The organism is Glycomyces sp. NPDC021274 (assembly GCF_040641195.1).
Taxonomy (GTDB): Bacteria; Actinomycetota; Actinomycetes; order Mycobacteriales; family Micromonosporaceae; genus Glycomyces.
Map to the genome: position 1 here is coordinate 1 of NZ_JBFADC010000090.1, position 1,231 is coordinate 1,231.

The 1,231-nt window shown below is 68.0% G+C and carries 1 protein-coding gene; it reads right to left on the bottom strand.

What is annotated here, in order from left to right; all coding sequences use genetic code 11:
* Positions 1 to 54: 54 nt before the first annotated feature.
* Positions 55 to 1,231 (bottom strand): oligopeptide:H+ symporter (locus AB0I03_RS26800; RefSeq protein WP_360417410.1); only part of this gene is annotated, 1,177 nt, incomplete at its 5' end.

A 1,231-nucleotide genomic window follows, 5' to 3' on the forward strand; every position in this document is an offset into this window, starting at 1 on the left:
GCGGCCTCCATGGCGTCCGTCCAGCCGGGGCCGAGGTGCAGTGTCCTGGACCGATCAGCGGACGTCGCCCATGAGCGCGACGATCTTCTTGCGGCTCAGCCACACCGCGACACCGGCCAGCACTGCCAACCCGGCCTCGGCGGCCAGCACCGGGGGACCGCTCAGGTCCGCGCCGGCGGTGGAGAGCAGGCTGGTGATGCAGTCGCCCGCGGTGACGGCGAGGAACCACACGCCCAGCATCTGGCTGGCGTACTTCTGCGGCGCCATCTTGGTGGTCACCGACAGACCGACCGGGGACAGGCACAGCTCGCCGATGGTCTGGATCATGTAGATGGACAGCAGCCACATCGGGCTGACCTTCGAGCCGTCCGAGGCCATCATCATGGGGATGATGAAGACGGCGAACGAGGCGCCGATGAAGAACATCGCCATCGAGAACTTCACCGTGGTGCTCGGCTCGCGGTCGCGGCGTGCCAGCGACATCCACAGCCAGGCGATGACCGGGGCGAGCGCCATGACCCACAGCGGGTTCACGGACTGGAACCACGACGACGGGAAGTCCATCCCGAAGACCTGGCCGTTCGTCTTCTTCTCCGCGAAGACGGACATCGTCGAGCCCGCCTGGTCGAAGATCATCCAGAACACCGCGGCGGCCACGAAGAACCAGATGTAGCCGCTGACCTTGGTCTGCTCGGTGTCGGTCAGTTCCTTGTCGCGCTTGATGCGCCCCAGAACCGTGATCGGAATGATCAGGCCGAGCAGCGCGAGCGGGATCAGCGCCCAGTCCAGGGTGAAGTGGCCGGTGAAGCCGACCACGCCGTAGAAGACCGCGGCGGCGGCGACCCAGATCAGGCCCTTGCGCAGCCACATGGCGCGCTCCTCGGCCTGCAGCGGGGTCGGCACGACGCTGGACTTCGGGCTGAGGTGGCGGGTACCGACCAGGAACGACACCAGGCCCAGGGCCATGCCGACCGCGGCCAGCGCGAAGCCCAGGTGCCAGTTGATGCTCTGGCCGACGGTGCCGATCACCAGCGGCGCCGCGAAGGCACCGATGTTGATGCCCATGTAGAAGAGGGTGAAGCCGCCGTCCCGGCGCGGGTCCTGGGGACCGTCGTAGAGGTGGCCGACCATCGTCGAGATGTTGGCCTTCAGAAGGCCCGAGCCCACGGCGACCAGCGCCAGACCCGCGAAGAACCCGGCCTGCCCCGGCACGGCCAGCACCAGGTGGCCG